Genomic DNA, 23,963 nt, shown 5'->3' on the forward strand with positions numbered 1-23,963 from the left:
TCAATAGGCACTGTAATTTCCGCCCTCCGCTGTCCTCCGCGCGGGGGCTGCGGAAGAAGGTCGTCTGGTTTGCGCAGGCGAAAAGACAACTACCCCGTTTGCGAACATGGGTGTTCGTTGAGTGCTACTGTCGCTGCTATGAACGCCCACGCGGCCCGACGTTCGCGCCGTGGTCTCCTATCTCCCGCCCGGCAGGTCGCCGGGCAACGCATCCTGATCACCGGTGCCGCCCGCGGTATCGGGGCGGCTCTCGCCCGGCAGTTGCATGCCCACGGCGCTTTCGTGGCGCTCCTGGGCATCGAAGAGGGACTGCTGGCCGAGGTCGCCGCCGACTGCGGTGACGCCCCCTGGCGCTACTGCGATGTCGGCGATCCCGCCCAGGTGCAGCGCGTGGTCAACTCGCTCACCGTCGAACTGGGTGGTTTGGACGCGGTGGTGGTGAATGCCGGTATCGCCCGGCAACTTTCGCTGCTGCACGGCGATCCGACGGTGCTGGAACAGACGCTCACCGTGAACGTGCTCGGCGCGTACTACACGCTGCGCGCCGCGGGCCCGCATATCGCGCATCCGGGCGGGTACGTGCTGCTGGTGTCCTCACTGGCCGCCGCCATCCACCTACCCCTGGCCGGTGCGTACAGCGCGTCCAAGGCCGCGGTGGAAGCCCTCGGCGACACCCTGCGGATAGAGCTGCGCCACACCGGCGCGAAGGTCGGCATGGCCTACTTCGCCGAACTCGACACCGATATGACCAGTCGCGGTTTCGGCACCGATGCCGCGCGCAGCATTCTCGGCCGCAGCACGGTCTCGGGCATCGCACCGCTGGGCCCAGCCATCGACGCTATGGAACGCGCCCTGGCCCGCCGCTCCCGCCGGGTGTTCTCGCCGTACTGGGTGGGTGTGGTGCTGAGCTTCCGAGGGGTCGGGCAGCGGGTTGTCGACTACGCTCTGCGGCACGGTGTCGCACCGGGTCTGGAAGTGGCGCGCACCGAACCGGTGGCCTTCACCACCGAGCAGCCCGCCCGCCCGAGCAGAATGAGGAAGCTCGCCTGATGCCCGATTCGGCAGTCACCTCCCGCCAACTGCCCCGCGGCCGCCACGGCCTGCCGCGCGAGACCGTGGTCGCCGCGCAACGCGACCGCATCCTGCTGGCAATGGCCGAGGCGATGGCCGAAAACGGTTATGTCGGAACACCTGTCGCCGCGGTCATCAAACGCGCGGGTGTGTCGCGGGAAACCTTCTACGAGCAATTCCGTTCCAAGGAAGACTGTTTCGAGGCCGCGTACGAGCGCGCGGTGGAACTCATGCTCACCGGCATCCTCGCCGTCACGGGCGCGGAGTTCGATGGGGAAACCCAATCCGAGCGCATCGAACGCGTGCTGGGCGCGTATCTGGACGCCCTCGCCGCCGAACCCGCCTATGCCAGACTGTTTCTCGTCGAGGTGTACGCGGTCGGCCCCGAGGCCATCATCCGCCGCACCAGCCTGCAGGAAACCTTCGTCGCCATGGTCGCGGACATTCTGCGCGCCGACACCGAGGAACAGCGCTTCGCCTGCCAAACCCTGGTGGCCGCGCTCAGCGCCATGGTCACCAATCGCATCGCAGTGGGCGATATCGACGGCCTGCGCGCCCTGCGCGAACCCCTGACCAATCTGGTCCGCCGTGCGGGCGCGCTATTCGGCGAGAGTCCGCTCGACGACTGAATCGGTTGCCGGGGCGGAGTGCTTGCGCCGCAACAGCATCAGCACCGCACCGGCCGCCGCGGGCAGTACCGCGCCGAGGGCGATGTTGCCCAGCGTCCCCAGTTCCGGCGCCAGCGCGCCGAGCAGCGTGACCGCGCCGAAGTACAGGAACAGCAGTCCGGAGCAGAGCGCGATGGCCCGCTCGGGAATGTGCTTGCCGACCGTGACGCCGATCAGAATCGCGAGCCCGCCCGCCGCGACCATGCCCGCGACCGAGCCGATCCACACCGCGATCCAGCCGTTCTTGGTGGCCAATGCCATGGTCGCGAACATGGTGCGGTCGCCGAGTTCGGCGAGCAGAAACGCGGACAGCACAACCAGGAACGCCGACCGCGACTTGGTCTGCGGCGCGACCGTTTCGGCGTCGTCCTCGGGCGCGTTGCCCGGCAGCAGTTCGCGCAGCGTCCACAGGCCGACCGCGATGAGGGTGGCGGCGGCGAAGAACGCGATGAGATCGGTGGGCAGTGCCGCACCGAGGAAGTGCCCGACGCCGACGGCGATGAGGTTCACCAGAATGCTGGCGACGGTGATGGCGCTGAGCACCACCCACCAGCGGTAGCGCAGCGCGAACGTCAGGGCCATCAACTGCGATTTATCACCCAGTTCGGCGAGGAAGAGCGCGCCGAAGCTCAGCAAAATCGTGGTGATCATGAATGTCAGCTCCCAGGTCTCCGGCCTGTCGACTGAAATGCGGGGGCGCTTCAGCCGACATCCGCACCGTGATCGGTTTGGTTTGTCTCGGCCGAAGGTCTCGCCCACCGGTGGATCCCGGTTCGCGCAGCCGGACCCTGGAACGGATCAGTATGTCGACTACACGATTGGGGGCTACTCCCCTTCGCTGCGAACCACCTTATCCGGCAAACCCGGCATGCGCAAACACCTGTAGTCGAAATCGCAATGCGCACAATAAGTTTGGACGCACTGCCGAGAGGTTTCGGGAACCCTTAAGCGGCCAGCAGCATAGCCAGAACCGCGGTATCGGGATCACTGATCGGATCGACGCCCACCCGCGAAACCATCGAGGTCACCGCCCCGTCCATATCGGTTTCCACCCAGGCCGCCCGATGTTCGAGTCCCAGATGCGGCAGCCCCGGCAGCAGCAGCGTCCCGGATGCCGCGCCCGCGCATTCGGGCAGCGACGGCCGCGTCTCGCGCGGCGGATGCAACATGATCAATGCGGGCGGCACACGTTCGGCAAACCTGCCGGGAGCCAGTGCGGCCTCCCCGAGCACGGTCCCCTCGGCGATCACCAGTCCCACCATCCCGGGTTGCGGATCATCGGGCAGCTCTTCCCGCGCCCCGAACACGGTGGTGGTCGGCAACAACCCGGGCAGACTGGCCACCCGCACCGCGAGTACCAGCAGCTGCGCCCATTCCTTGGTGGAGTCGGGCCAGCGCCCCGAAATTACGAACCCATGCAACGACCCATGAGCCTGAAACGGCAACACACCGATCTGATCGCTCATCGCGGCCTCCCGAAGTGAAGAAATCCGGGGCGGCTATGCCCGTCCTAGTAGTACCCGAGTTTGTACCCGGTTATGTCTGGCACACAAGTACCAAAGAGTGCCAGCACCCGGCCGCCACGCCCCCGAACAACACAAAAGCCCCGCGAATCAATCGATTCGCGGGGCTGCTGCGCTGAAAATCCAGGGCTGCGTCCCAGGTTCTCTGCCCACCGGGTCCCCGAACCCGTGATCACGTCGGGCGTGTCTCGGGGTGTCCCGGCAGGGGTGTGGGAGCCGGAGCCCCCACGAAGTCCCGGCCTATCAGCCGAAGATCAGGCCCTTGCCCTGGGTGACGGCGCGCGCGAAACGATCCTGCACGTCCGCCCAGTTGACGACGTTCCAGAACGCGGTCACGTAGTCGGCCTTGACGTTCTTGTACTGCAGGTAGAAGGCGTGCTCCCACATGTCGACCTGCAGCAGCGGGATGATGCCCAGCGGCACGTTGGCCTGCTGGTCGTACAGCTGGAAGGTGAGCAGCTTCTGGCCCAGGGTGTCGTAACCCAGGACGGCCCAGCCCGAACCCTGCAGACCGTTGGCCGCGGCGGTGAACTGCGCGCGGAACTTGTCGAACGACCCGAACTGGTCGTCGATGGCGGCTTCCAGGTCGCCGACCGGCTTGTCGCCACCGTTGGGGGAGAGGTTCTTCCACCAGATGGAGTGGTTGGCGTGGCCACCGAGGTGGAACGCGAGGTTCTTCTCGTTCAGGAAGATGCTGGCGTGATCGCCCGCCTCACGGGCGGCTTCCAGCTTCTCCAGCGCGGCGTTCGCGCCCGCGACGTAGGCGGCGTGATGCTTGCTGTGGTGGATCTCGTTGATCTGCCCGGAGATGTGGGGCTCCAGGGCGCTGTAGTCGTATTCCAGTTCTGGCAGCGTGTACTCAGCCACGATGTCCCTTCCTCAGTGTCGGGGCTGTGTGCCCTCGGCGATTGTGCCCGGCGCACCCAACCATCATTCGTACACCCGCTTCATGGCAACCGGGGTGTCTGCCCCCACATTCCGGTGTACAGCGGGTTATCCCAACCCTTGGACTGCCCGTGATCGCAATCGGGGGTGCGCATGGTGAGGGCCGCACCGCGAGTGACGGTGCGGCCCAGTTCTGCGCCGGGGGCTGTCCGGAAGTTACAGCGGCGGCACGATATTCGGCTTCATGGTGCGCGGATCGCCCGCGTCGTGCGCCTGCCACCAGCGCACTCCGCCCGCGATGAATTCGGTCAGCGGCAGTTCGGCGCCCTGCTGATCGGTGACGACCATGCCGTCGAACCACACCCGCACATCGAGTTCGCGCGGATCGATGCCTTCTTCCTGCGAGATTTCCAGCATGTGCGCGGCCGGGCGGTCATCGAGCACGGTGTCGAAGCTGAGCAGTTTGCGCCACTGGGTCCAGGCCCGGTCGCTGAGGTCGAAGAATTCCCAGCCGTGCAGCGCGCCGCCGCCGAAGCTGCTGACGGCGTCGTGCAGGCCGTCGAGTTCCAGGGGCAGTACGACCGGTTCGAGGTCGTCCCAGCGCTGCCTGCGCAGTGAGGCGGCGACGCGGGTGACCCCGGTCAGGGTCAGGTACAGATCGCAGTCGGCGGGCGGTGGCCCGCTTTCCGGGAGGGTCAGAACGTCGAGTTCCAGCCGTAGTGTTCCGGCCGCCGCGTCGACGTCGATTCCGAGGCAGGTCGCCTCGGACAGTGCGGTGTTGAGTCCGGTGATGTCCAGTCCGTCGAGTAGCCCCCTGCTCACAGTCATAGCGCCAGGCTACCGATCTTGCCTGTACCGGCTGAGGATTTCCGATTTTCTGTAGTGTTGTCGTTTTTTTCGGGAGCGAACGGAACCGATCGGGATCCGCCGCCGTCCAACCAGTTGTCGGGTCGGCCGCTCCGAGACGTGGAGGGGACATTTCGGAACGGTTGACCCGGCATTACGAACCGCACGGCTGGAGATTCCGGACAGTTCTCAACCTGTGGATCAGGTTGTGGATTATGTGGATAACTCGGGACGGAACTCCACGTCCCTCGCGTGCCCGTGGCAGGATCGAAGGCGTGACCAGTCCCCATATTCCCTCGGTTCCGATCGAGGAGGTGCCCGCGGAGTTCGACGCCGCCGAGCCCTGGGCGACCACCGCATCCGCACCCGCGCTGCTGGTGGATGTGCGCGAGGACGATGAATGGCGGCTCGGCCACGCGCCCGGCGCCCTGCACATCCCCCTCGTCGACCTGCCCCCGCGCCTGGACGAATTGGATTACGACGCCCAGATCTACGTGATCTGCCGGCAGGGCGGCCGTTCGGTTCAGGCGGTGCAGTACCTGGAGAGCGTCGGTTTCGAAGCGGTCATGGTCTCCGGCGGCATGGTCGCGTGGCAGCAGGCCGGGCGTGCCCTCACGGGTGACGATCCGGCCGCGGCGAAGATCTACTAGTGAGGTGCAGCCGATGAACGGGGGGAATGTGGCGAATCAGCGATCCACGGTGGTTCAGCCGTGTGCCCGTTGCGGGGCGCGCTGGGCCGTGCAGGGCAAACCGCTGCACTGGTGCCCGCGCTGCCACGGCGTACTGCTCTCGCCCGCGGCCGTGGACGCGCCGCCCGCTCGCCGTAATTACCGCTGGGTGGCCCGCCCGCCCGGCCGCAAAACGCAACCGGCGCAGCCCGTTCGGCAGCCGGTGGCGGCGCAGACCCCGCACTACACGCAGATTCCGCGCTGGGGACTGCAGGACCGCGTCTCCGAGGCGGCCACCACCACACCGGTGGGCAGGCTCGAGGCCCTGGCCGCGCGCGTACCGCGGCTATTGCTCACCACCGCGGTCGTTTTCGGTCTGGCCGCGCTCGCCGAACTGGGCCGGTACGGCATTCTGCTGCGCAATCGCACCCGCCTGATCCCGCCCTGGCAGCTGTGGGTTTCCGATGGCGCGGTGACGGTTTCCGCGATCGCGGCCGCCCTGGTGGCGCTGCTGACCGCGGTCGCACTGGTCGGCTGGCTGGTGCAGGTGCGCCGCACCGCGTATGCCGGTGTGCGCCGGACGGATCCGCGACATCCCGCCGAATTGTTCCTCGGCTCTTTGATTCCCGGCGTGAATCTGCTGTGGCCGGGTGTTTTCCTCACCGAGACGATCCGCGCGGGCGAGCTGGAGCCGCGCCTGCTGCGCGTGGTCCGGATCTGGTGGGCGGGTTGGATTCTCAATGGCGTGCTGGTGGTGGCGGTGACGCTGTACCGGTTCGCGGCCTCCCTGCAGGTGCGGGCGGACGGCGTACTGGTGAGCATGTGGGCCGATCTGGTCGCCGCCGGTGTCGCGGTGCTGACGCTGTGGCTGGTGCGCGCGTTCGCGGGCCTGGACCTGCGCGGTAATCCGCATACGGTCAAGCGCTGGCTGCCCGCGACCACGCCCGCGGTCCCGGTGATCGCGCCGGTGCGGCCCGCGGCCGAGCGGGCTTCGGGTTCCGCCGGGCGCGCGCCGCTGGACGCGGTCGGGAATGATGAGGCGACCGCACCGAATCCGGCGACCGCGAACGCGGCGGCCGACGGCGCGCCGGAATCGAAGCATGAGGAGGTATTGGCGAAGTGAGCCGGGAGAGCCGCGCACCATTCGTGGTGGCGCACCGGGGGGCGTCGGCGGCGCGACCCGAACACACCCTCGCCGCATACGATCTCGCGCTGCAGGAGGGCGCCGACGGCGTCGAATGCGATATCCGACTGACCAAGGACGGTCAGCTGGTGTGCGTGCACGATCGCACCGTCGACCGAACCTCCAATGGGGTCGGCGCGGTCAGCGAGATGACCCTGGACGAACTCCGCGCCCTGAACTTCGGCACCGCCGAGGAACCGTCCCCGGTGCTGACGCTGTCCGAACTCATTGAGCTGGTGCTGGATTGGAAGAGCCGCCCCACCAAGCTCTTCATCGAGACCAAGCATCCGGTCCGCTACGGCGCGCTGGTGGAAACCACCCTGCTCACCGAATTGCAGCGCTACGGCATCGCCGCCCCGGCCTCGGCGGACCATTCCCGTGCCGTGGTCATCTCCTTCGCCGCCACGGCGGTGTGGCGCATCCGCCGCGCGGCGCCCCTGTTGCCGACGGTCCTGCTCGGCGAATCCTCCCTCTACCTCTCGGGCGGCGCGGCCACCACGGTCGGCGCGACCGCCATCGGCCCCTCGGTCCGCACCCTGCGCGAACATCCGGACCTGGTCGACAAGGCCGCCGCCGCGGGCCGCGCCACCTACGTCTGGACCGTCGACGACCCCGAGGACGTCCGCCTCTGCGCCGACCTCGGCGTCAGCTGGATAGCCACCAACCACCCCGGCCGCACCAAGGGCCTGCTCCCCGTCGCCTGATTCGATAAGCCGCACCGCAGCCCGCTCAATCGGACACGGTACGTTTGCCAGCTATGGGTAAGAGCAAGCGCAACAGTCCCAAGCCGGACAGTAACCGGGCGCAGAAGCTGGCCGAGCGCCGCGCCGCGCAGGAGGCGGCGTCGCAGGTCGTGACGCGCCCGTTCGAGGGCTTGGCCGCCGAGTGTGATCTGGTGGCGCTCCGGGAGTTCGTGCCTTCCGCCACCGCGACGTTGAAGTTGTCGCCGAGTGTGGCCGCCGAGCGCGCGGTGACGCTGTCGACGGTGCTGCCGGGCGCGGTGGCCGCGCTGGTGCGCGCCGGTGATGAGCCGGTCGGGTTCGTGGGCACGCAGGTGCAGTTCCAGTCGGATAATCCGGCCGCCGATCTCGCCACCGCGATTCTGTGGACGCAGTCCGCGGAGCCGGGCGATTCGCTCGCGGCCGCGAGTGTCGAAGGCGCGCCGAGCCTTTCGGACGTTCTCGACAACGCCGCGCTGGATCTGACCGTGCATCAGGACTTCAATTGGTGGGTGCCGGAGGGCGTCACCCCGGATCCGCAGGTGGCCGCCACCATCGAGCAGGCCAATCAGGCGATCATGCCGTCGGCCCGCCTGAACCTGGGCGCGGACGCGATCGGCGCGGCCTGGTGGGTGGACGCCGGTGAGAAGGCGCATCTGCGCTGGGTGCGCCCGGAGGACGAGGACGCGCTCATGGTGGCACTGGCGCGCCTGCACGCGGCCGGTGAACTGAACCTGGGTGAGGGTTCGCGTTTCGCGGGCTCGTTCCGCACCCACGGTTTGCTGGTGCCGGTGTTCGATCTGGATCCGGAGCGCCACCCCACCGAATGGGAGCCCGCCGCAAAGGAATTCGGCGCCCGCCTGGCGGCCGCGCTGAAGAACGACGAGCCGATGACCTCGGATATCCGCCGTTCCCGCGACGGCCTGCGCTCGCGCCAGGTCACCCTGCGCTGATAGCGAAAGGCCCGGTCCCGCAAGGGAACCGGGCCTTTTTCGTATGTCCCTAGAGCGAGCCGCCCGCGGTGTGCGGCGAGCCGGACGCGTCCTTCGGCGAGCTCATCTCGCGGGAGACGAAGTTCTCCAGGTCGAACATGTTGGCGCTGGCGCGCTCGGCGACGGTGAGGAGGGTCTTCATGGTCGCCACCTCCTCGACCTGCTCCTTCAGGAACCACTGCATGAACTGCTCGCCCTGGTAGTCGCCCTCTTCGCGGGCGGTCTTGGCGAGCGCCACGATCTGCTCGGTGACCGTCTGCTCCTGGGAGAGCGCGAGCGCGATCGGCTCCTTGGCGTTCTCGAAGCTGGACTTGGCGGCGCTGTTGTCGGCCACCTCGACCACGAAATCCTGATCGAGCAGGTACTGCGCGATCATCAGCGCGTGATTGCGCTCTTCGACGGCCTGCTTGTAGAAGTACTTGGCCAGGACCGGCAGATCGGCGTGATCGAACCACAATGCGATGGCGATGTACTGACGCTCGGCATTGAATTCGTTGCGGATCTGATCCTGCAGCAGGGCGTGGAACTTGCTGCTCTTGGTTTGGGTTCGGCTGGACATGCGGATGACATTAACCCTGGTCAGAGCGCGTGTCATCCAAGTGCAGCCTTATTGAGTACAGCCTTATTGAGGCAATACTTGCCTAATTTCGCTAATTTCCGACGGTGGTGATCAAATCGCTCGGGATGGGTTTATCCGCGGCCAGGGCGTCGAAGAACTGACCCGCCCGGGTCTTGTCCCACAGCAGCACATTGCCGCTGCCGTCCACATCCTCGAACCCACCGACCGGCACGGTTGTCGCTATCGGATTGCCCGCCATCGCCTTGCCGAGCAGGGCGAGGTTCCAGACGTGCGAGCCCTCGTCGACCTTCAAGGTTTTCGTCAAGCCCTGTATCAGCGGCCAGGACCGGAACGGGTTGGCGAGCGTGCCCACGCTGGTCGCCTTCTTCAACAGGGCGCTGAGGAATTTGCGCTGGTTGAGCATGCGATCCAGATCGGCGCGGGCGGTGGCGCGCGAGCGCACGAACCCGAGCGCCTCGGCGCCGTTGAGATGCTGACAGCCCGCCTGCAGGTCGATACCCGCCAGCGGATCGTTGATCGCCTGGTCCAGGCACATATCGATCCCGCCGACCGCGTCGACGATATCGGCGAACCCGCCGAAGCCGATCTGCGCGTAATGGTCGATGCGCAGTCCGGTGGCGAGTTCGACGGTCTGCGTCAGCAGCGGTGCGCCGCCGAACGCGAAAGACGCGTTGAGCTTGTCTTTTCCATGCCCCGGAATGGCCACGTAGGAATCGCGCGGGAGGCTGACCAGCGTCGGCTGCCCGGATTTGGGCAGGTGCACCAGGATGATGGTGTCGGTCCGCTCGGAGCCGACCTCACCGCCGGTGGCGAGCTCCTGTTCCTGCTCCGCGGTGAGCCCGGTGCGACTGTCCGAGCCGACCAGAAGCCAATTCGTCCCGGGCGTGTCGCCGATCCGCCCGGAGTAGCCGGGCAGCGCGTCGATCCGGGTCAGATGCGTATCCACGTAGATGCCCGCCACGATCGGCGTGAGCAGCACGATCAGCAGCAGCGCCGTGATCCACCGGAACCAGTGCCGCTTGCGCTTCGGCTTGGGCCCGCGCGGCGGACGGTCACCGCCGCCGCCTTTACCGCCACCGCGTTTGGGCGGCAGCGCGGGCGGTGGTGGTGGCGGTGAATCCTCGCGGAAGGGTTGCGGAGTCTGCGTGGGTGCGTGCCCCATGGGCGCGGCCACGCGTGTCCGCTCGTACTGGGATGCCCCGCGCTGTCCCGCGCCGGGTGGCTGATTGCGTTGTCCCGCAGCCTGTTCCCGCGGCGCCGGTTGATTGCGCTGTGCCGCACCCGGTTCGCGCCGGGGTGGCTGATTGCCCGGTGCCGCACCCGGATTCCGCTGCGGCGGCTGATTGCGTTGCGGCGGCCGGTTCATGGTGGGCGGGACTTCCGACCAGGCCAGTGCTGGTCTCGGCTCGTCACGCGAGATCTTGTGGGTGGGGCCGTGCGCTCCGGCGGCCGGATCACCCTGGCGCGGATTCGGATTCGGCCGCGCACCCGGATCGCGTGCCGCCGGACCCTGGTTCCGCTGCGGTGGCTGTCCCGCGCGCGGTGGTCCGCCCGGCTGCGCCCGCGGCGGTTGCGGTTGGTTTGCTCCGGGCCGTGCGGGTCCGGCCGGGGGCTGGCTCGCACGATTCGGCGGCGGCTCCCGGCGCATCCGTGCGTGTTGCTGGGGGTCGTCGCCGTTCATCACCGGAACTCTACTGATTCCACCCGCTCGAGGGTTCATTCCAATCGCATTACGGCAGCCAGGAGACGTGTCCGCGCAGTACGGAATAGCCGATGTAGGCGACGGTGTCGATCAGCGCGTGCGCCAGCAGCAGTGGCCAGAGCCGGTTGGTGCGCTGCCAGTAGCGCCCGAATATGAGTCCCATCACCAGGTTTCCGATACCGCCGCCGAGTCCCTGATACAGGTGGTAGCTGCCGCGCAGCAGCGCCGAGGCCAGCAGCGACCGGTTCTCGGACCAGCCCAGCGCCCGCAATCGGGTGATCAGATACGCGACCACCAGCACTTCCTCGGCCGCCGAATTCGCCCAGGCGTTCAACACCAGCACCGGCAGCCGCCACCAATGATCCAGTGAGCCGGGCACGATCGTGACGCTCACCCCGAGCGCGTGTGCCACCAGATACAGTCCGAGCCCGGGAATCCCGATGATCGCGGCCAAGGCCAGCCCCGGCAGCACATCGGCCCGCCACCGCATACGGGCGATGCCGATCAGGCGCGGCCCGATTCCACTGCGCCACAACAGATACACCCCGAGCGCCGCCCACCCGAGCAGCCGCGCCACGCTCAAAAGCTGGAACAGCAGATCGATGGCGGATTGCGCGGCCCGCGACGGATTCAGCGCGACGGTCTGCCCGCCCACCCCGCCCGGCGCGAGCGCGCTCTCGAGCAGCGACAGCGCCGCATTAGCCCCACTCAGCCCGAACGTGACGACCAGGACAATCGCGATCTCGATCCGGATCGCCCGCCGTTCGGCGTCGGTCGATGCGGGCGCGGGCCACGTGGCCGAGGTCTCGGCTCCCGAATTCATGCCGCCAATCTATGCGCGCGACCGAAACCACCTGCGCCGAGCGGGCGGGCGGGGTTCCGTCGTCCCAGCGTGGTTCCGGCCGGGAGTCGGGCCCGGTGAACCGAATTCGGCTAGATGCGGTGCAGGCCGTGCTCGAAAGGGTTGGCCGCCAATGCCTGTACGGCGCGGCTGAGCGATTCGACATCGTGCGCGGGGGTAGGGAAGGGGATGCGGATGTCGTGGTCGGCCTCGACGGCTTCCACGCGCAGTGTGACCCCGTACCGGTCGATGGCGAGCGGATGCACGAGCGCGCCGCGCCGCAGTGCGGGCGGCAGATGCCGGGCGAGCCGGTCGATGACGTCGGCGTGGTCGGCGTGCAGGTGTTGCAGCCACGCGCCTTCCATGGCGCAGAACGGGTCCGGATGCGCCTGCCGGAGTTGTTCGCGCGTCACCGAATCCGCGCCGGAGGTGTCCGCGACGACGGCGGAGTCGACGACCAGCCGCAGCAGGGTGGCGGTGTGGCCGATATCGAGCAGTGCCGGATGCGGGTGGTCCTCGGCGACGGCGGCGGCGAGCGCGCGCTGGGTGTTGCTGGGGACCGCGTGCACCCAGCCGCGCAGCCAGACCAGGGCGCGGACGGGTTCGCGCAGCGGCAGCGGGGCGTGGTCGGTGAGTTCGAGCACGGCGGGCGAGCCGGTATTGCCGCAGGTCATAACCAGTACGGCCGCAACCGAATTGGACGGTACGGCGATGACGATGTCGCCGCACTGGCGCAGCAGATGCACCGAGGTCGGTACCGGGTCGAGGCCGGGCACGGCCAGCATCGCGCTCTCGGCGTGGGCGCAGGCGCTGTGCACGCGCTCGGCGGTGTGGGGCGCGACGACCGGAGCCGTGTTGGTCATGCCTACCTCCATGATGAATTAGGTAAACCTAAGCTAAGTCAGAGTGTGATCTTGCGCAACCCATCGACTCAGTACGGTTGACCCCGTGCCGCATGATTCCGCCCCCGCCCCCGAACCGGTCATCCTGCAATTGAGCGTCCCCGGGAAACCCGCCGTGCAGGGCATAACGGACGGCCTTATCCGTCCCATCAGCGCGAATCCGGCCCCGGCCGAGGTGCTCGACCTGAGCGTCGACGATGTGGCGGTCGCGGAATTCCTGGTCCGAATCGCGCACGGCGACACCGGTTTCGTGGCCCGCACCGATTCCGGCGAACGCGCCCTGGCGATCGTCGCCGCCACCGTCGCGGCGCTCATGGGCGAGGACATACCGACCGCTCTCGCCGCCCCGGACCTCCCCTTCCTGTCGGGTCTGAAACAGCCCGCCGTCGAAGCGCTGCGCACCGTGCTGCTCGCCATCGAGACATCAGATCCGGACGCCGTCACCGCGGGACTGCGCGCGCTCCAGCCTTAGGGGTAGGTAAGGGAGTGATTCAAAATAGGGAGTTGCTCAGCGTGCGCAAGTAGTGTCTAGACCGTGCCGCGCATCGCCTATTTCGGGCCGTCGGGAACCTTCACGGAGATGGCCCTCGCAAAACTCGAGTCCACCGGAACCTTCGGCGGGCCGGTCGAGCGTGTCCCCGCCCCGAGTCAGGGCGCGACCATCGAACTGGTGCGCGCCGGGCAGGTCGACGGTGCGGTGGTGCCGATCGAATCCTCGGTGGACGGGTCGATCGCGCCGACGCTGGACGCGCTGGCGCTGGGTCCCCGGTTGCAGATCATCGCCGAGACCGAACTGAATGTGGCGTTCACGATCCTGGCGCGGCCGGGTATCGAACTCTCGCAGGTGCGGCGGATCGCCGCCTATCCGATCGCGGCCGCGCAGGTGCGCATCTGGTTGGCGCATCGGTTGCCGGAGGCGGAGATGTTCACCTCGGCCTCCAATGCCGCCGCCGCCGAGGACGTGGTGGCCGGGCACGCGGACGCGGCCGTCTCGACCGCGCTCGCGGGTGAGCGCCTGGGTTTGGCCGCGCTGGCGACCGATGTCGCCGATGTGGATTCGGCGGTGACCCGTTTCGTACTGGTCGCGCCGCCGCAGCCCGCGCCGCCGCGCACCGGGGTGGACCGCACCTCGATCGTGCTGGAGCTGGCGAACGAACCGGGTTCGCTCATGCGCGCGTTCGCCGAATTCGCCACCCGCGGAATCGATCTCACCCGTATCGAATCCCGCCCGACGCGAACGGGCATGGGCACGTACCGCTTCTACCTGGACTGCGTCGGCCATATCGATGACACCGCGGTCGCCGAGGCGTTGAAGGCGTTGCACCGCACCGCCGCCCGGATCCGGTTCCTCGGCTCCTGGCCCGCGACCTCGGCCACCGGTGCTCCGCCGCCCGCCGATGAACCCGCGGCGGCCTGGCTGGCAGACCTGAAGAAAGGGGTGGCCGACCTGTGACCGGCAAGCTCATCCTGGTGCGACACGGCGAGACCGAAGGCAATGTCGCCAAGATCCTGGACACCAGGCTTCCCGGCCTGCCGCTCACCGAACGCGGTGTGGCGCAGGCGAAAACCTTCGGCGCGAACCTGTCGACGCCGCCGCGCCGCCTCTTCTCCTCCGAGGCCCTGCGCGCCCGCCAGACCGGCGGCCATATCGCCGACGCCACCGGCGTGAAGCTGGAAACCCTGGAGGGTATGCAGGAGGTTCAGCTCGGCGACCTCGAGGGCCTGAACACCCGCGAAGCGCACGAAACCTTCCAGGACGTCTACCACGCCTGGCATTTCGGCGATCTGAGCCAGCGCGTCCCCGGCGGCGAGACCGGCATGGAAGTGCTGGACCGCTACGTCCCCACCCTGGAACGCCTACGCGACGAGTATCTCTCCGACGATGACTCCGACGATGTCATCCTGGTCAGCCACGGCGCGGTAATGCGCCTGGTCTCCCGCGAACTAGCCTCGGTCCCAAGGCTTTTCGCCGCCAACAACCACCTCGACAACACCGACACCATCGAGCTCCTGCCGCACTCCGACGGCACCTGGGAATGCACCCGCTGGGGCCGCTACCTCCCACCCTTCGGCGAGGACACCGCCCCCACCGGCGACGACCCCATGGGCTGACCGCCTGCCCCGACAGGCCGCGATGGCGCACAAACCCCCGACAGGGTTGAGGGCGCAGACACGGGGTGGGGCGACGTGGTGGACTAGCTGGGTGCCCGGAACTTCGGAAACTCCTGGCGCAGAGGCAAACCGGCGATCAGATCCTGTAGCGCTGTGCGCAGACGGGCCGGTGTGCCCGTTGCGAGCGATGTCCATTTGGTGCCGTCGTCGGCGGTGCTGGCGGTGGCGAGGAATCGGCCGTGCCGGGTGTTGAAGACGGCGATGTGATTGTCGGCGGTGTCGCGGGTGCCGTCACCGTAGATGACGCCGGCGATCTCGGCGTGCGAGTCGACCTGAACCAGTGCGGAGGCAAGGGTTTTCGCGTCGCGCGGCGGTTTGCCGACCTCGGCGAGGCGGTTCGCGGTGGTGGTGACATCGCCCGCATCGTCGAAGATGGGGGCCAATTCCGCTGTGGGCGCGTTCATTCCGTCGAGCTCGAGCGGGTCCGCGGGCCCGAGGGCAGCCATGACCGTGCCCGGCAGATCGTGCCCGGCGGTATCGATGACGTAGGAGTGCGGGCCGCGCAGCGCGACGACTTCGATATCGTCGCCTTTGGCCAGGCAGAACCGGTTGACCTGGCCGTTCACGTACCAGCGCAGGGCGATCACCCAGTGCGGGCGGTAGAGCACGCGCAGCCGCTCGGCGAGTTCCGGATGCACCTGATCACCGTCGAGCAGATCGCGTTCGGCCAATGCCGTCGCCGCGGCATGCATGGCCGTGTCGTGATCGGCGGCATTGTCGTATCGCCCCATGGCATTCAGCACCACGGGCAGCTCATCGAACTCCAAAGCCTCCTGGAGATACTGCATTTCGTCGAGCGAGAGCGTGACCGACCGCAATAGCGACGGACCGCGCCCCGCGCCGAGCACGGTCACCGCTGCGCCGCCGAATCGCCGACCGCTGTCACCGGACCGGTGCTGACCCTGCTCACCGGGCATCCATCGCATCGCCGCCGATCACCGCGGGCGCGATGACCCGGCCGTCGGCGAAGTGTTCCACCGAGCGCCCGTAGTCATGCCCGTCGTAGGTCTCGTCCTCATCGCGCTGTGCCTGATTGCCCAGCAGCGGACTGGAATTCGAGGCGCGCACGGGTGCGGCGGATTGCGCGGCGGGCGCGACGCTCACCGGTTCGGCGACGGCCACGGGGGCCGCCGGTGCGCCACTCGGCATTCCGGTGCCCGCACCCCAGCCTTCGGGCAATTTCAGTGCGCCGCCACCGTTTCCGATGCTCACGCTCGTACCGCCGCCACCGAAGGAAACCGCGCTGGTGCTCACTCCGGTCACGCCCGCGCCCACGGTGGCAAGGCCCGCATCGCCGACGCCGGGCATGGCGGTCCCGATATGACCCGGCGCAAGCCCATTGGCCACGGCTGTGATCGCGGTGCTCGCGACATTGCCGACGGTGGTCGCACCGGAGGTGGCCACGGTCCCGGCCACCTCGGCCGCCTGGCTCATGGCGCTGAGGACCGCGGGGTTGTTCGCCAGCCCGGCCGCGGCGGCCAGCGCGGCCTGCACCGGATCGCCGGAGCCGTCGCCGAAACCGCTTGCGCCATTGACGGATCCGGCCCCCATGGCGATGGCGGGCGGCATGAAGAATTCCCCGGGCGTGGTGACGAGCGCGGTGGTGGCGGCCTCGTAGGTCTCCATGACCAGCGCGGCGCGGATATCGAGCGCGAGTTTCGCGGCCTCGGCCGCTTCGGCGGTGCCGTTGAGCGCGCCACCGGTGGAATGCGCCGCCACCCGCGCGGCTTCGACGACCGCGATCTCGGGCAGGCTCGGCATGACGATCGACGCCACGGTGTACGCGGTCACGTTGGCGGCGGCCTTGGCGGCCATGGCCGCGGCCAGCACGCTCTGCTGTTCGGACCACAGGGTGAATCCGGTGAGGCGGCCCAGCACGTTCAGTCCGTTGATGCCCTGGAGCCCGACCCCGACCTCGGCCATGACCCGGGCGACGGTGGTGGTGGCGTCGACCCAGGCGGCGGTGAGCCCGCCCCAGGCGGTGCCCGCGGCCGCGATCGGTATGGCGTGCGCCCCGGCGTTCAAGGTGACGGAGTTCAACTCGGCCATGCGGGGGAGCCAGAAGACCCCGGTGATGCCCAACGTCATTCGAGTGTTCCCCTCTACACCTGGATGGCGGCGATACCGGCCGCGCGCACCGCGTCCTGCACCAGGTACTGGGCGAGCTGGGTGCGCAGGGTGGCGGCGGCGTGATGCAGTTCGAGTACGGCCTGGGCGGTTGCCCGATCGTGGCTGAATGCCGCCTGATTGAAGTGTGCGGCGGCCAGGAAGGAGACTTCCTCGGTGCCGGAGGGCAGTACGTGGGTGGCGGGTGCGGTGAAAGCGGATGCCGCCGAGAGTCGTTCGGCGAGCAGGTCGAGCTCGAGAGCAGCGGCGAGAATGACCTCGGGCTGCACGAGGACGTGGCCGACCATGAAGCGACTCCCCTCCTGGTGTGTGGAACAGACAGCGGTACCGGCTATGAATTCTTGGACGCACCGGTTAGCTGAATGGTTCCCCGCAACCCCGGATCAGCCCCATCCCAGCTGATGAAGGCGGTCGTCGTCAATCCCGAAGTAGTGCGCGATCTCGTGAATCACTGTGATTGCCACCTCTTCCACCACCTCTTCTTCGCTGTGGCACATACCGAGGATGGCCTCGCGATAGATGGTGATGGTGTCGGGTAATGCGCCCCCGTAGTGGCTGAAGTCCCGTTCGGTGAGCGCTATCCCGTGATAGAGCCCGAGCAGGTGCGGGTCCTCGTCGCTGCGCGGTTCGATGAGAACCACCACATTGTCGATGGCCTTGGCCAGCTCGGCCGGAATCAGGTCCAGTGCGTCACCGACGAGCTCTTCGAAGCGCTCGTCGGACATGGTTACCGACACGGTGCGCCGTTCTGTTCGATCACCGCGGCTGCGGGATGACCGGCGGCGCCGCGCCCGGTAGCGGCGGCGGGGTGTAGCGGCCGTTGTTCGGCGGCGGCACCGGTGCCTGGCCGTCGATGAGCAGATCGCCGCGCGCGGAACCGGTGATGGTGGCGAAGCCCTCCTGGTCCGCGCCCTTGCCGATCAGGCAGTTCAGGCTCTGACTACCGGCCAGCCAGCTGCGGGTGTCCAGGAAATCCCAGAACAGCGTGAGGGTCTTGTTGCGCAACGCGTCCGGTGAGCCGAGGTAGTCGGTGGAGTCCTTGGCGCACTGGTCCTCCATGACCTTGTCCTGATCGTCCTTGCTGGGCGCGCCGTTCGGGAAGCGCGCGCCGAGGTCGACGGTGGAGACGATCTCGAAGGCGTGCGGTTGCGCGCAGTCGACCGGATCGGTGGGCAGGTTGCGGGCGATGCCCACGCACGTGCCGACGTCGAACACCTTGGACTGATTGACGTTCCGCACGCTGCCGGAGATGGGATGCGTCGCGGTGCCCGCGCTGCCGGTGACCTGCAGGCCGCAGCGCAGCGTGCGCTCGCCCGCCTTCCAGCCCGCTTCGCCCGGATTGATCAGGCCGACGACGAATTTGCCGCGCGGATCGAATTTGCCGCCGAGGTAGCTCTGCGCGGCGCTGACGCAGTGCTCATCGCGCAGTTCGGAGAAGCGCAGTGAATCGGGAAAGCGTGAGCCCGGCCCGAATTCGCGGCCCGGGTACTTGCTCAGATCGACATCGGCGGTGACCTCGAACAGGTGCTTGCTGCCGCAGTCGACCTTCACCAGATCGCTGGCATTGCTCTTGCTCCAGCTCAGGCAGTCGCCCTGTTTGGCGGTGCCGAAGGCCGCGCCCGCGACCGCCCCGGTGGGCTGCGCTCCGCCCGGGGTGTGCGCCTCGACCCGCCCGGAGTCGAAGCCGGAGACGACCATGGTGATGAGCGCGGCGACCACCGCACCCACCGCGACGGCGAGCAGCCCCCAGCGCAGCGTGGGCGCGGACAGCGGACCGTCCGTACTCAGCTTCGATCGCAGCCCGGACAGCGGCCCCGACCGCCCAACCGACGAACCTGACCGACCGGAGGGACCCGGCCGCCCGGAGGGATCCGGCTGACCGTACGGATCCGGCTGACCGGACGATGGACCCGACCTGCCCGCCCGCCGTGACCCCCCTTTTCGGGGACCAGCGGGTGGCCACGCGGGCTGCTTCTGCGGAGGCACTCGTTCGTCGGACATCGCCGTCCATCATGTCAGCGCGGCATCGCCCCCGCCATGTCCCACTGAACTTCGCACCCCGACGCGCCGGTTCCCGGCGTGGGAACCGGCGCAGCACACCGTATTTACCCCGCGATCGCTATCCGGCGATGAGGTCGGCGGCCTTCTCACCGATCAGCACCGCGGGCGCGTGGGTATGCCCGCGCGTGATGATCGGCATGACCGACGTATCGGCGATACGCAGCCCTTCGACCCCGCGCACCCGCAGTTCCGGATCGACGACGCCGGTGGAGTCCGAACTCATCCGGCAGGTGCCGACCGGGTGGTAGAGCGTGTGCGAATGCGCGTCCAAACACCGCTTGAGCACCTCGTCCATCGGCGTGCTCGCGGGCATCTCGGGCTGCATGAGCTCTCCGATGTGCTCCTTGAGCGCGGGCTGCGAGGCGATTTCGACGCAGGTGCGCAGTCCGGCCATCAGCGTGATGCGGTCGTTGATCTCCGAGACGTACTTGGGATCGATGCGCGGCGCGACGAACGGATCGGTGGAGGTGAGCGTGATCTCGCCGAGTGATTCGGGCTTGAGCAGCACCGCCGCGAAGGTCAGCGCGTGCCCGTCGGGTTCGCCGAGTCCCTCGCCGATGTAGGGCGCGGGCGCGAAGATCAATTCCAGGTCCGGCAGGTCCAGATCCGGGCGGCTGCGCACGAATCCGTATGCCTCACCGACATTGGAGGTGAGCTGTCCGCGCCGCCGCAGCAGGTAATTGCCCAGTTCGAGCAGGTTCTTGTCCGCGCCGTAGAGGCTGCCCGCCTTGGTGCGATACACGATGGGCGCGGCCAGATGATCGCGCAGATTGCGCCCGATCTCCGGATTGTGGTGCCGCACCGGGATTCCCAGCGCGGTCAGCTGATCCACGGGTCCGATACCGGACAGCATGAGCAGCTGCGGTGTGTTGATCGCCCCGCCGGACAGGATGACCTCGCGTTTGGCGTGCAGCTGTTTGGTCTCCCCGCCGATCCGGTACTCGACGCCGACCGCGCGATTGCCTTCGAACAGCACCTGCGTGACATGCGCGTCGGTGATCAGCGTCAGATCCCGGTGCCGTTGCAGCGCGGGCCGCAGGTAGGCGTCGGCCGTGCTCCATCGCGCCCCGCGCTTCTGGCTCACCATGGTCTGCGTGAACCCTTGCGGCACATCGGCATTCGCGGTCTCGAGGGTGAATCCGGCCTGGGTCGCGGCGGTCAGGTACTCCTGGGTGATGGCCCGCGGACTGCGTTGCGGCGAGATGTACAGCGGTCCCTCGCCGACGTTGCCCTCCGGCCCCTCGACGGTTTCCATGCGCTGGAAATAGGGCAGCACCTGCTCGAATGACCATCCGGGCCCGGCGTGCTCGGCCCATTCGTCGTAGTCGGCGGCGAAGCCGCGCACCCACATCATGGCGTTCATCGATGAGGAGCCGCCGAGCATTTTGCCGCGCGGCCAGTACACCTGGCGGTCGTGCAGTTCGGTTTGCGGTTCGGTGCGATAGTTCCAGTCGTTCTCGCCCTGGAAGAGCTTGGAGAATCCGGCGGGGATGTGCACGAATTTATCGCGGTCGGCGCTGCCCGCTTCGACGACGGCGACGCTGACGCCGGGCCGGTCACTGAGCCGAGCGGCCACGGCCGCCCCGGCGGATCCGGCGCCGACGACGATGAAATCGACTGTGCTCGGCGTGTATTGGGGCATGGGGACTCCTCGGGAGGTCTGGCGAGGGATACGTGCGCGGGCGCAGCGGCGTTCCGCCCGTACCCATGACCCAACTCTGGTCGATCCTGTGAATGAGGGCGACCGGAACGCGGGAATCGGGCGGAAACTGGCGCTGACGCATTTGTCCGGTCCTGGACCTAAGGGAAATTCGCTGGCCCCGCCCCGATAGGCTGGGCCGCATGATCGACCTTCGATTCCTGCGGGAGAACCCGGACGTGGTCCGCGCGTCGCAGCGGGCTCGCGGCGAGGACCCGGCCCTGGTGGATGCCCTGCTCGCGGCCGATACGGCGCGACGCGCGGCCGTCGCCAATGCCGATGGTCTGCGCGCCGAGCACAAGGCGCTGGGCAAGAAGGTCGGCAAGGCGTCTCCGGAGGAGCGTCCGGTACTGCTGGCGCAGGGTCAGGAGTTGTCGGCGAAGGTCAAGGAGGCCGAGGTCGCCGAGAACGCCGCCGATGCCGTGCTCGATGCGGCGCAGCGCGCGCTGTCGAATGTGGTGCAGGAGGGCGCGCCGGCGGGCGGCGAGGACGATTACGTCGTGCTCGAGCATGTCGGCACCCCGCGCGAATTCGATTTCACCCCGAAGGATCACCTGGAATTGGGTGAATCGCTGGGCATCATCGATATGGAACGCGGTGCGAAGGTTTCGGGTGCGCGCTTCTATTTCCTCACCGGTTATGGCGCGCTGTTGCAGCTGGGCCTGTTGCAGCTGGCGGCGCAGCGGGCCACCAGGAATGGTTTCACCATGATGATTCCGCCGGTGCTGGTGCGCCCGGAGATCATGGCGGGCACCGGTTTCCTGGGTCAGCACGCGGCGGAGATCTATCACCTGGAAGAGGACGACCTGTACCTGGTCGGCACCTCGGAGGTTCCACTGGCGGGCTATCACTCGGGCGAGATCCTGGATCTGGGCGCGGCGAACGCCAAGCGCTACGCGGGCTGGTCATCGTGTTTCCGGCGCGAGGCGGGCAGCTACGGCAAGGACACCCGCGGCATTATTCGCGTGCATCAGTTCGACAAGGTGGAGATGTTCGTCTACACCCGCCCCGAGGACGCGGACGCGGAGCACAAGCGCCTGCTGGCCTGGGAGCAGGAGATGCTTGCCGCCATCGAGGTGCCGTATCGCGTCATCGATGTGGCCGCCGGTGATCTGGGCAGCTCGGCCGCGCGCAAATTCGACTGTGAGGCTTGGGTTCCGACCCAGGAGACCTATCGCGAACTCACCTCGACCTCGAATTGCACGACATTCCAGGCGCGCCGCCTCAATGTCCGCTACCGCGATGAGAACAACAAGCCGCAAACCGCCGCCACCCTGAATGGCACGCTCGCCACCACCCGCTGGATCGTCGCGCTGCTGGAGAATCATCAGCAAGCCGATGGCTCGGTCCGGGTCCCGGCGGCGTTGGTCCCGTTCGTGGGTGTCGAAGTGCTCGAGCCGATCCGGTGAGCAAATATCAACTCACCGTTTAGGCTGGGCAGCGTGCGAGGAATCGGGTCTCGCGGCGATACCCGAACGCGGGTGCGGACGGCTTCGGCGCTGGCGACGGCAATGGTCATGGCTCGAACCACCGGTGCGTTCTACGTCATGGGTGGTGTGCTTGGTCTGGTGATCACGGCCGTCGCTCCGGGTGATGAGGGCAATCGGCCGCTGGTGGGTAGTGCGGCGCTGGTGGCATTGCTGCTCGGGGTGAGTCTGCTGTTCTGGGGCCCGCGCATGCCGCATTACGTGCATCACGGCTATGTGGCGGTGGCCACGGTGCTGGTGACCGTTGCGGTGCATTGGTTTCCGAATACCGTCGGCGCGATCAGTCTGGCCGCGTTCTATGTATTCGTGGCGTGTGATGCCGCGATTTTCTTCGCCTGGAAATGGCTCGGCGCGCATCTGGTTTTCGCGGTGCTGTGTTGTTTGTGGGTGGTGCCCTCGCGCGGTCTGCCGTGGTGGTCGGGTTTGATTCCGGCGGGTATCACCATCGGAATCGGCATTGTGGTCGGCATTCTCACGCGGATGGCGTCGGACGCGGATATCGATGTGCTGACGGGTCTGCTGAATCGGCGCGGTTTCGATCGCGCGCTGGCCAATGCCATCGGGCACGCGCAGCGCACCGGTCAGGCATTGTCGCTGGTGCTGGTGGATCTGGATCGTTTTCAGAAGATCAATGATCATCTCGGGCATCGCGCGGGTGACGCGGTCCTGCAGCGGGTGGGTGACACCTGGCAGAAATTGCTGACCCCGGAGCAGCGGCTGGCCCGCTACGGCGGTGACGCTTTCGCACTGCTGCTGCCGAATTCGACCGAGCAGGCCGCGATTCTGCTGACCGAGCAATTGCGCGCCGCGGTGACTACGGGTTGTTCCGCGGGTGTCACCTCGTGGCAGCCGGGTGAGTCGGGTTCGCTGCTGGTGAGCCGCGCCGACGTGGGCCTGTACCGGGCCAAGCAGGCGGGCCGCAATCGCACGGTGCTGGAGTCGTCGCGGCAGTTGCCGCTGGCGGTGGAGCTACGCGAGGCGATCGATCGCGGCACCCTGGATGTGCAGTATCAGCCGATCGTGAGCCTGTCCGACGGTGCGACCCGTGCGGTCGGGGTGGAGGCGCTGCTGCGCTGGTCCTCGCACGCGCAACCGGATGTGACCACCGAGGGCCTGATCCGGGTGGCCGAGGAATACGACCTCATCTCCGATCTGGACGAGCTGGTATTGCGCCGGGCGTGCGCCGACGCGATGCGGTTGCAGGAGACGTTCGCCCAGCTTGATCTGACGCTGAACGTGAATGTGAGCGGCCTGGAATTGGCCGAATCCGCCTATGCCGACCGGGTTTCCGGAATTCTGGCCGATACCGGCTGGCCCGCGGATCAATTGGTCCTGGAAGTGACCGAGAGCGAGATCGCCGCCGAATCCGAGACCGCCATCGCGAATCTGCACAAGCTGCGCGAGACCGGCGTCCGCATCGCCATCGACGATTTCGGCACCGGCTATTCGTCCTTGAGCCGTCTGGCCACGCTGCCCAGCGACATCCTGAAGGTGGATCAGTCCTTCGTGGCCGCCATCCGCTCCGATTCCCCGGCCCCGCCGCTGCTGGGAGTCATTGCGGCGCTGAGCAAGTCATTGGACCTGCAGGTGATCGCGGAGGGTGTGGAGACCGAATACCAGGCCGCGGTGCTCACCGAACTGGGTTTCGCGCTGGCGCAGGGGTACCACTACAGCGATTCGCATCCGGTGTCCGAGCTCATCAACGATCTCAATGACCGGCACGGTCTGGTCGGGGTGGGCCGCACCGAGCACGAGGTGAACACCAACGGCTGGATTCCGGTCGACAATCCGTTTGACGGGGGAGCGCCGGGCGCGCAGAGTTGATCTCATGCGCATG

The 23,963-nt window shown here is 67.7% G+C and carries 25 protein-coding genes; 11 read left to right on the forward strand and 14 right to left on the reverse strand.

Annotation, left to right across the window (positions count from 1 at the left end):
* Window positions 1-138: 138 nt before the first annotated feature.
* Both ACFC0O_RS24675 and ACFC0O_RS24680 read left to right on the forward strand, forming a co-directional pair.
* Entirely contained in the window at window positions 139-1,050 is a 912-nt protein-coding gene (locus tag ACFC0O_RS24675) for an SDR family NAD(P)-dependent oxidoreductase (RefSeq protein ID WP_375961617.1), read from the forward strand.
* Complete coding sequence (locus ACFC0O_RS24680) at window positions 1,050-1,700, forward strand: TetR/AcrR family transcriptional regulator (protein WP_364636930.1); 651 nt, start codon at window positions 1,050-1,052, stop codon at window positions 1,698-1,700. The genes ACFC0O_RS24675 and ACFC0O_RS24680 overlap by 1 nt, the downstream gene beginning before the upstream one ends.
* On the opposite strand, the gene ACFC0O_RS24685 is transcribed toward ACFC0O_RS24680, so the two are convergent.
* The 4 genes from ACFC0O_RS24685 to ACFC0O_RS24700 form a co-directional block, all read right to left on the reverse strand.
* Window positions 1,671-2,390, reverse strand: a complete 720-nt coding sequence (locus ACFC0O_RS24685) for a TMEM165/GDT1 family protein (RefSeq protein WP_375961620.1) — start codon at window positions 2,388-2,390, stop codon at window positions 1,671-1,673. The two genes, ACFC0O_RS24680 and ACFC0O_RS24685, sit on opposite strands and share 30 nt — an antisense overlap.
* Window positions 2,391-2,683: 293 nt before the next feature.
* Window positions 2,684-3,205, reverse strand: a complete 522-nt coding sequence (locus tag ACFC0O_RS24690) for a peptidase (protein WP_375961622.1) — start codon at window positions 3,203-3,205, stop codon at window positions 2,684-2,686.
* A gap of 300 nt (window positions 3,206-3,505) precedes the next feature.
* Window positions 3,506-4,129, reverse strand: a complete 624-nt coding sequence (locus tag ACFC0O_RS24695) for a superoxide dismutase (protein ID WP_364636936.1) — start codon at window positions 4,127-4,129, stop codon at window positions 3,506-3,508.
* Window positions 4,130-4,363: 234 nt separating this feature from the next.
* Complete coding sequence (locus ACFC0O_RS24700; RefSeq protein ID WP_364636938.1) at window positions 4,364-4,975, reverse strand: hypothetical protein; 612 nt, start codon at window positions 4,973-4,975, stop codon at window positions 4,364-4,366.
* 293 nt (window positions 4,976-5,268) lie between these two features.
* Here ACFC0O_RS24700 and ACFC0O_RS24705 point away from each other — a divergent pair, with 293 nt between their 5' ends.
* The 4 genes from ACFC0O_RS24705 to ACFC0O_RS24720 are packed head-to-tail and all read left to right on the forward strand — an operon-like array spanning window position 5,269 to window position 8,516.
* Complete coding sequence (locus ACFC0O_RS24705) at window positions 5,269-5,643, forward strand: rhodanese-like domain-containing protein (protein ID WP_364636940.1); 375 nt, start codon at window positions 5,269-5,271, stop codon at window positions 5,641-5,643.
* Window positions 5,644-5,656: 13 nt separating this feature from the next.
* On the forward strand, window positions 5,657-6,784 hold the full coding sequence (locus tag ACFC0O_RS24710; RefSeq protein WP_375961626.1) for a DUF4328 domain-containing protein: 1,128 nt from the start codon (window positions 5,657-5,659) through the stop codon (window positions 6,782-6,784).
* Window positions 6,781-7,548, forward strand: a complete 768-nt coding sequence (locus tag ACFC0O_RS24715; protein WP_375961628.1) for a glycerophosphodiester phosphodiesterase — start codon at window positions 6,781-6,783, stop codon at window positions 7,546-7,548. The genes ACFC0O_RS24710 and ACFC0O_RS24715 overlap by 4 nt, the downstream gene beginning before the upstream one ends.
* Before the next feature lie 53 nt (window positions 7,549-7,601).
* Entirely contained in the window at window positions 7,602-8,516 is a 915-nt protein-coding gene (locus ACFC0O_RS24720; RefSeq protein ID WP_375961630.1) for a DUF5926 family protein, read from the forward strand.
* A 49-nt stretch (window positions 8,517-8,565) separates the two neighbouring features.
* On the opposite strand, the gene ACFC0O_RS24725 is transcribed toward ACFC0O_RS24720, so the two are convergent.
* From ACFC0O_RS24725 to ACFC0O_RS24740, 4 genes are all read right to left on the reverse strand, one after another.
* Window positions 8,566-9,114 carry a ferritin gene (locus ACFC0O_RS24725; RefSeq protein WP_375961632.1) on the reverse strand — a complete coding sequence of 183 codons (549 nt, stop codon included), beginning with the start codon at window positions 9,112-9,114 and terminating at the stop codon, window positions 8,566-8,568.
* Window positions 9,115-9,205: 91 nt separating this feature from the next.
* Window positions 9,206-10,816 carry an LCP family protein gene (locus ACFC0O_RS24730; protein ID WP_375961634.1) on the reverse strand — a complete coding sequence of 537 codons (1,611 nt, stop codon included), beginning with the start codon at window positions 10,814-10,816 and terminating at the stop codon, window positions 9,206-9,208.
* Between the two features lie 49 nt (window positions 10,817-10,865).
* Window positions 10,866-11,660 carry a CPBP family intramembrane glutamic endopeptidase gene (locus tag ACFC0O_RS24735; RefSeq protein WP_375961636.1) on the reverse strand — a complete coding sequence of 265 codons (795 nt, stop codon included), beginning with the start codon at window positions 11,658-11,660 and terminating at the stop codon, window positions 10,866-10,868.
* A 110-nt stretch (window positions 11,661-11,770) separates the two neighbouring features.
* Window positions 11,771-12,541, reverse strand: a complete 771-nt coding sequence (locus ACFC0O_RS24740; protein ID WP_375961639.1) for a DUF2470 domain-containing protein — start codon at window positions 12,539-12,541, stop codon at window positions 11,771-11,773.
* Window positions 12,542-12,626: 85 nt separating this feature from the next.
* On the opposite strand from ACFC0O_RS24740, the gene ACFC0O_RS24745 reads away from it, so the two are divergent.
* From ACFC0O_RS24745 to ACFC0O_RS24755, 3 genes are all read left to right on the forward strand, one after another.
* Window positions 12,627-13,052, forward strand: a complete 426-nt coding sequence (locus ACFC0O_RS24745; RefSeq protein WP_375961641.1) for a hypothetical protein — start codon at window positions 12,627-12,629, stop codon at window positions 13,050-13,052.
* A 63-nt stretch (window positions 13,053-13,115) separates the two neighbouring features.
* Window positions 13,116-14,033 (forward strand): prephenate dehydratase, encoded by a 918-nt coding sequence (pheA, locus tag ACFC0O_RS24750; RefSeq protein ID WP_375961644.1) that lies wholly within the window; start codon window positions 13,116-13,118, stop codon window positions 14,031-14,033.
* Entirely contained in the window at window positions 14,030-14,692 is a 663-nt protein-coding gene (locus ACFC0O_RS24755) for a histidine phosphatase family protein (RefSeq protein WP_375961646.1), read from the forward strand. Before pheA ends, ACFC0O_RS24755 begins: the two co-directional genes overlap by 4 nt.
* An 83-nt stretch (window positions 14,693-14,775) precedes the next feature.
* Here ACFC0O_RS24755 and ACFC0O_RS24760 read toward each other — a convergent pair whose 3' ends face one another.
* The 6 genes from ACFC0O_RS24760 to ACFC0O_RS24785 all read right to left on the reverse strand — a co-directional run bounded on the left by ACFC0O_RS24760 (window position 14,776) and on the right by ACFC0O_RS24785 (window position 20,582).
* Window positions 14,776-15,678 (reverse strand): ESX secretion-associated protein EspG, encoded by a 903-nt coding sequence (locus ACFC0O_RS24760; protein ID WP_375961649.1) that lies wholly within the window; start codon window positions 15,676-15,678, stop codon window positions 14,776-14,778.
* Window positions 15,659-16,840, reverse strand: coding sequence for a PPE domain-containing protein (locus ACFC0O_RS24765; RefSeq protein WP_375961652.1), 1,182 nt, complete (start codon window positions 16,838-16,840; stop codon window positions 15,659-15,661). Before ACFC0O_RS24765 ends, ACFC0O_RS24760 begins: the two co-directional genes overlap by 20 nt.
* A gap of 14 nt (window positions 16,841-16,854) precedes the next feature.
* Window positions 16,855-17,166: a PE family protein gene (locus ACFC0O_RS24770; protein WP_364636966.1), complete on the reverse strand. Its 312-nt coding sequence runs from the start codon at window positions 17,164-17,166 to the stop codon at window positions 16,855-16,857.
* A 96-nt stretch (window positions 17,167-17,262) separates the two neighbouring features.
* Window positions 17,263-17,604 (reverse strand): metallopeptidase family protein, encoded by a 342-nt coding sequence (locus ACFC0O_RS24775; RefSeq protein WP_375961656.1) that lies wholly within the window; start codon window positions 17,602-17,604, stop codon window positions 17,263-17,265.
* A gap of 31 nt (window positions 17,605-17,635) precedes the next feature.
* Window positions 17,636-18,880 carry a septum formation family protein gene (locus ACFC0O_RS24780; RefSeq protein ID WP_375961659.1) on the reverse strand — a complete coding sequence of 415 codons (1,245 nt, stop codon included), beginning with the start codon at window positions 18,878-18,880 and terminating at the stop codon, window positions 17,636-17,638.
* 118 nt (window positions 18,881-18,998) lie between these two features.
* Window positions 18,999-20,582 (reverse strand): GMC family oxidoreductase, encoded by a 1,584-nt coding sequence (locus ACFC0O_RS24785; RefSeq protein WP_375961662.1) that lies wholly within the window; start codon window positions 20,580-20,582, stop codon window positions 18,999-19,001.
* Window positions 20,583-20,782: 200 nt separating this feature from the next.
* Here ACFC0O_RS24785 and serS point away from each other — a divergent pair, with 200 nt between their 5' ends.
* Complete coding sequence (serS, locus tag ACFC0O_RS24790; RefSeq protein ID WP_375961665.1) at window positions 20,783-22,048, forward strand: serine--tRNA ligase; 1,266 nt, start codon at window positions 20,783-20,785, stop codon at window positions 22,046-22,048.
* A gap of 33 nt (window positions 22,049-22,081) precedes the next feature.
* Window positions 22,082-23,950: a putative bifunctional diguanylate cyclase/phosphodiesterase gene (locus ACFC0O_RS24795; protein ID WP_375961668.1), complete on the forward strand. Its 1,869-nt coding sequence runs from the start codon at window positions 22,082-22,084 to the stop codon at window positions 23,948-23,950.
* Window positions 23,951-23,963 lie beyond the last annotated feature (13 nt).

The sequence above is a fragment of the Nocardia sp. NPDC056100 genome (assembly GCF_042266325.1).
Lineage (GTDB): Bacteria > Actinomycetota > Actinomycetes > Mycobacteriales > Mycobacteriaceae > Nocardia.

Coding starts and splice junctions, on each gene's coding strand:
- ACFC0O_RS24780 (WP_375961659.1), bottom strand. CDS start 18,880: ATGTCCGACGAACGAGTGCCTCCGCAGAAGCAGCCCGCGTGGCCACCC.
- ACFC0O_RS24700 (WP_364636938.1), bottom strand. CDS start 4,975: ATGACTGTGAGCAGGGGGCTACTCGACGGACTGGACATCACCGGACTC.
- ACFC0O_RS24765 (WP_375961652.1), bottom strand. CDS start 16,840: ATGACGTTGGGCATCACCGGGGTCTTCTGGCTCCCCCGCATGGCCGAG.
- ACFC0O_RS24730 (WP_375961634.1), bottom strand. CDS start 10,816: ATGAACGGCGACGACCCCCAGCAACACGCACGGATGCGCCGGGAGCCG.
- ACFC0O_RS24720 (WP_375961630.1), top strand. CDS start 7,602: ATGGGTAAGAGCAAGCGCAACAGTCCCAAGCCGGACAGTAACCGGGCG.
- ACFC0O_RS24710 (WP_375961626.1), top strand. CDS start 5,657: ATGAACGGGGGGAATGTGGCGAATCAGCGATCCACGGTGGTTCAGCCG.
- ACFC0O_RS24735 (WP_375961636.1), bottom strand. CDS start 11,660: ATGAATTCGGGAGCCGAGACCTCGGCCACGTGGCCCGCGCCCGCATCG.
- ACFC0O_RS24675 (WP_375961617.1), top strand. CDS start 139: ATGAACGCCCACGCGGCCCGACGTTCGCGCCGTGGTCTCCTATCTCCC.
- ACFC0O_RS24775 (WP_375961656.1), bottom strand. CDS start 17,604: ATGTCCGACGAGCGCTTCGAAGAGCTCGTCGGTGACGCACTGGACCTG.
- ACFC0O_RS24680 (WP_364636930.1), top strand. CDS start 1,050: ATGCCCGATTCGGCAGTCACCTCCCGCCAACTGCCCCGCGGCCGCCAC.
- serS (WP_375961665.1), top strand. CDS start 20,783: ATGATCGACCTTCGATTCCTGCGGGAGAACCCGGACGTGGTCCGCGCG.
- ACFC0O_RS24685 (WP_375961620.1), bottom strand. CDS start 2,390: ATGATCACCACGATTTTGCTGAGCTTCGGCGCGCTCTTCCTCGCCGAA.
- ACFC0O_RS24760 (WP_375961649.1), bottom strand. CDS start 15,678: ATGCGATGGATGCCCGGTGAGCAGGGTCAGCACCGGTCCGGTGACAGC.
- ACFC0O_RS24725 (WP_375961632.1), bottom strand. CDS start 9,114: ATGTCCAGCCGAACCCAAACCAAGAGCAGCAAGTTCCACGCCCTGCTG.
- ACFC0O_RS24690 (WP_375961622.1), bottom strand. CDS start 3,205: ATGAGCGATCAGATCGGTGTGTTGCCGTTTCAGGCTCATGGGTCGTTG.
- ACFC0O_RS24785 (WP_375961662.1), bottom strand. CDS start 20,582: ATGCCCCAATACACGCCGAGCACAGTCGATTTCATCGTCGTCGGCGCC.
- ACFC0O_RS24740 (WP_375961639.1), bottom strand. CDS start 12,541: ATGACCAACACGGCTCCGGTCGTCGCGCCCCACACCGCCGAGCGCGTG.
- ACFC0O_RS24770 (WP_364636966.1), bottom strand. CDS start 17,166: ATGGTCGGCCACGTCCTCGTGCAGCCCGAGGTCATTCTCGCCGCTGCT.